The sequence below is a fragment of the Flavobacterium sp. FPG59 genome (assembly GCF_002150205.1).
In the GTDB taxonomy this organism is placed as follows: Bacteria; Bacteroidota; Bacteroidia; order Flavobacteriales; family Flavobacteriaceae; genus Flavobacterium.
Map to the genome: position 1 here is coordinate 1 of NZ_MTCA01000243.1, position 4,446 is coordinate 4,446.

General features: G+C 36.6%; 4 protein-coding genes. All 4 read left to right on the plus strand.

From position 1 onward, the window contains the following. The first annotated feature begins 130 nt into the window (after window positions 1–130). The gene (locus tag FPG59_RS14275; protein WP_086455249.1) at window positions 131–1,390 is read left to right on the plus strand and encodes a pyridoxal-dependent decarboxylase; all 1,260 of its coding nucleotides are present in this window, start codon (window positions 131–133) and stop codon (window positions 1,388–1,390) included. A 74-nt stretch (window positions 1,391–1,464) separates the two neighbouring features. Continuing rightward, complete coding sequence (gene nadA, locus FPG59_RS14280; protein ID WP_086455250.1) at window positions 1,465–2,394, plus strand: quinolinate synthase NadA; 930 nt, start codon at window positions 1,465–1,467, stop codon at window positions 2,392–2,394. Beyond that, window positions 2,394–3,914 carry an L-aspartate oxidase gene (gene nadB, locus FPG59_RS14285; RefSeq protein ID WP_086455251.1) on the plus strand — a complete coding sequence of 507 codons (1,521 nt, stop codon included), beginning with the start codon at window positions 2,394–2,396 and terminating at the stop codon, window positions 3,912–3,914. Before nadA ends, nadB begins: the two co-directional genes overlap by 1 nt. A gap of 298 nt (window positions 3,915–4,212) precedes the next feature. Next, a partial coding sequence (locus FPG59_RS14290) for a TetR/AcrR family transcriptional regulator (protein ID WP_140344679.1) occupies window positions 4,213–4,446 on the plus strand: 234 nt, incomplete at its 3' end.

Consider the following 4,446-nt stretch of genomic DNA (forward strand, 5'->3'; position numbering starts at 1 on the left):
CTTTATAAAATTTAATGAATCCACGCTATCAAAATTACGCTTATAAAATTTCTATTTTTTAAAACCAAAACATAACATTTATCATATTTTCTGATTTTTTTAGCATGTAGCTTTGGTAAAAATAGTAATCATGCAATTCTGGAAAAAAATCACCCCCACAGAAAGGCAAATTCGCATTCAAAAAGCATTAGGCGAGAATGTGAATTTCTCTCATGATGCCTCCTTGGGGTATCCTGCATCCAAGTTAGATGGAAAAGTATTCAATGAAGAGGTTCAATTTCTAAAAGATGCACCCATTTTACAAACCTATGTTGCCAATCCCAATCATATTGGCTGCCATACTTTTGGCACTTCTGAAAAAGCTTTTAGAGGAACACAGGAAATAGAACGGGAGGTTTTGAATGTGCTCGCCATTGATGTTTTTAAAGCTGAACCCAATTCCTTTGACGGTTATATCGCTCCTGGTGGCACCGAGGCAAATATTCAGGCCATTTGGATGTATCGCAACTATTTCATGAACAAACTGAATACCAGTCTGTCCGAAATTGCTATAATAGCTTCAGAAGATACGCATTATTCCATTCCGAAAGCAGCCAATGTTTTGATGCTGGATTGGTTAAAAATCCCTGTTGATTTCGAAACCCGCGCTATTGATATATTCGCGCTAGAAAATAGCATTATCAATGCTAAAAAACGCGGAAAAAAATATTTTATCGTAGTTTCTAATATGGGAACGACGATGTTTGGGGCGATTGATAATCCGAATGATTATATTGAAATTCTCGAAAAACACGACTTAAAATACAAATTACACATTGATGCCGCTTATGGTGGTTTTGTATATCCGTTTAGCAACAATGCCTCCGAAATCAATTTTGAAAACCCAAAAATCAGTTCCATAACCATTGATGCACACAAAATGCTTCAGGCTCCTTATGGAACGGGAGTTTTTATTTGTCGAAAGGGATTAATCGAAAATGTTTTGACAAAAGAAGCCGAATATGTCGAAGGAATGGATTTGACGCTCTGCGGAAGCCGTTCCGGTGCAAATGCCGTAGCGGTTTGGATGATATTATTCACGTACGGCCCTTTTGGATGGTGTGAAAAAATTCGCATTTTACAAATGAGAACAGAATGGTTGTGTGAACAATTGGATGCGTTACACGTGAAGTATTTCAGAGAACCTTTCATGAATATTGCAACCATTCAAGCCGAATATATTACGCCAGAATTAGTGAAAAAATTCGATTTGGTTCCCAAAAAACACGACGGAAATAATCAATGGTACAAAATTGTAATTATGGATCATGTCGAAATAGACCATTTGATGGCTTTTATAACAGACTTAAAAACTACACTTCAACAGAAAAACGAAATTGTTCCAGTGTGATGCACTATAAAATCCGCTTCTAGAGTTTGAAGTGGGAATGCATAACAAATGATGTTTTTTTTAAAACTTAACTAATGAAAAATCTTAAAGAGCGCATACTGGAATTGAAAAAAGAGAAAAATGCGGTTATTTTAGCCCATTATTATCAAGAAGCCGATATTCAAGATATTGCGGATTATGTGGGTGACAGCTTGGGATTATCACAAGAAGCCATGAAAGTGGATGCCGATATTATCCTTTTTGCCGGCGTACATTTTATGGCCGAAACTGCCAAAATATTGAACCCGACAAAGAAAGTAATTCTGCCCGATTTGAAAGCAGGTTGCTCACTGGCGGAATCGTGCCCTCCGGATTTATTCAAAAAATTTATTGATGAACATCCCGATCACATTGTCATCACATACGTGAATTGTTCCGCCGAAATTAAAGCGTTGAGTGATATTGTATGTACCTCCTCAAATGCTTTGAAAATAGTAGAATCCATTCCCAAAGAAACGCCCATTATTTTTGCACCGGATAAAAATTTAGGAAAATACATTATTAGCAAAACAGGAAGAGACATGCTGCTTTGGGATGGTTCCTGTGTGGTTCATGAAGCTTTTTCGCTGGATAAATTAATCGAAGTCCACAAACAATATCCTGATGCAACTATAATTGCACATCCCGAATCGGAAACACATATTTTGCAAACGGCAAGCTATATTGGTTCAACAGCAGGGATGATTGACTATGTAAAAACAAATCCGAACAATCAATTTATTGTGGCTACCGAAGCGGGAATTTTACATAAAATGCAACAGGAAGTCCCGCATAAAATATTGATTCCGGCTCCTGCAAAAGAGGATAATACCTGTGCTTGCAGCGAATGTGGCTATATGAAAATGAATACATTACAAAAAGTGTATGATTGCTTGCTTACTGAAAGCCCAGAAATTGATGTCCCTGAAAATATTAGAAAAAAAGCCTTAGTTCCCATTGAACGAATGCTTGAATTATCAAAATAATGATTGCTACAAATTACTTAATCGTTGGTTCTGGCGTGGCAGGATTGACTTTTGCCATAAAAATTGCAGAACGATTTCCTGATAGAAAAATCACGATAATTACCAAGTCGAACGAAGATGAATCCAATACAAAATATGCTCAAGGCGGGATTGCCATTGTCACTGACGAAACCGAAGATTCGTATCAAAAACACATTGACGACACCCTCATTTGCGGAGACGGTTTGTGTGATGTTGATGTCGTCAAAATGGTCGTCACCGAAGGCCCGAAACGATTGAAAGAACTCATAGCGTGGGGTGCCAAATTTGATAAAACGGTCAAAGGAAATTTTGATTTAGGCAAAGAAGGCGGCCATTCACGCAACAGGGTGGTACATCATAAAGACCAAACGGGTTATGAAATTGAACGTGCCATTTTAGAGCAAGTCCATCAAAAAGAAAACATAACCGTTCTGAACCATTATTTTGCACTTGATTTGATAACCCAAAACAATCACTGTTTTGGCGCTTATGCCTTGCATGAAAAAACAAACGAAATTATCCCATTCCAATCTGATTTCACAGTGCTGGCCACTGGTGGCATAGGCCATCTTTACGGTCATACGACCAATCCGGTTATAGCAACCGGAGATGGTATTGCCATGGCTTTTCGTGCAAATGCAGCCATAAAAGACATGGAATTCATTCAATTTCATCCTACCGCTTTATATGATGCTTCAGCAGGATCTAAATTTTTAATTTCGGAGGCAGTTCGAGGTTTTGGAGCGTATATGCGTACCCAAAAAGGACTTCGGTTTATGATAAATTATGATGAAAGAGGCGAATTAGCATCCAGAGATATTGTTTCGCAAAGCATTGATTTGGAACTAAAAAAATCAGGAGACGATTGCGTTTATTTAGATTGTACCCATCTCGATTTAGACGCTTTCATAAAGCACTTTCCCATGATTTATGAGCGTTGCAAAAGCATAGGAATTGATATAGCAAAAGACTGGATTCCCGTGGTTCCCGCACAGCATTATTTGTGTGGCGGAATTACAGTTGATAAAAACGGAAAAACATCTATAGAAAATTTATTTGCCTGTGGCGAATGTTCCCGTACAGGATTGCATGGCGCCAATAGATTAGCCTCTAATTCCTTGTTGGAAGCGCTCGTATATTCAGAGAAAATTTATGATTATTTGGCGCATGTTTCTATTGAAAAAAGCCAATTCAATGGGATTATCTCGAATTGGGAATCCGCTGAAAAACCTAAAATCAGTTCGGATTATTTGGCTAAAATGAAAGCCAAATTACAGCTTTCAATGCGTCAGAATGCAGGAATCGTGCGAAATGAATTGGATTTGCCGAAAGCTAAAGAACAGCTTTTACATTGGAAAAATGAAATGGAAGAAATTAGTAAAACCCATCAAATTAGTGTAGCGCTGTACGAATTACTAAACATGATTACAATTGGTAATTTAATCGTGCAGCAGTCTATTGAACGGAAGGATAACCGTGGTGGTTTTATGAAAGTATAATACTTATGCAAATCAAAAGCTGATTTTTGCCACCTGAAACTAAATCTTGATAGAAAAATCAGTTGCATGCATTCAACATGTCGCAAGCCCATCTAATATATCAATCTTTTTTGTAAATATTCGGCTTGTTATTATTTTTTTGAAACTGAACACCATTCGTATTAAATGCCTTACGGCATAAATAAAGACTTTATCCTCTTCATTATTATTATTTGTTAAAATATCCTTAAATGGTATTTTAATGAATACTTTTTAATAAATTTGTTAACCAAACGGTTAAACTATATAATTAAACAATATGGATAAGATTAAAACTGAAAATACAGAAACTGAGATATTAATTGCAGCAAAAGAAATTTTTCAGCAAAAAGGTATGGCGGGAGCTAGAATGCAAGAGATTGCAGATAAAGCCAAAATCAATAAAGCCTTACTGCATTATTATTTTAGGAGCAAACAACTTTTATTTGAGGCAGTCTTCAAAAGCGCTTTTTCGTTATTAGCACCTCAATTAAATAAAGTATTGAATGATGAC

Coding starts and splice junctions, on each gene's coding strand:
- FPG59_RS14275 (WP_086455249.1), top strand. CDS start 131: ATGCAATTCTGGAAAAAAATCACCCCCACAGAAAGGCAAATTCGCATT.
- nadA (WP_086455250.1), top strand. CDS start 1,465: ATGAAAAATCTTAAAGAGCGCATACTGGAATTGAAAAAAGAGAAAAAT.
- nadB (WP_086455251.1), top strand. CDS start 2,394: ATGATTGCTACAAATTACTTAATCGTTGGTTCTGGCGTGGCAGGATTG.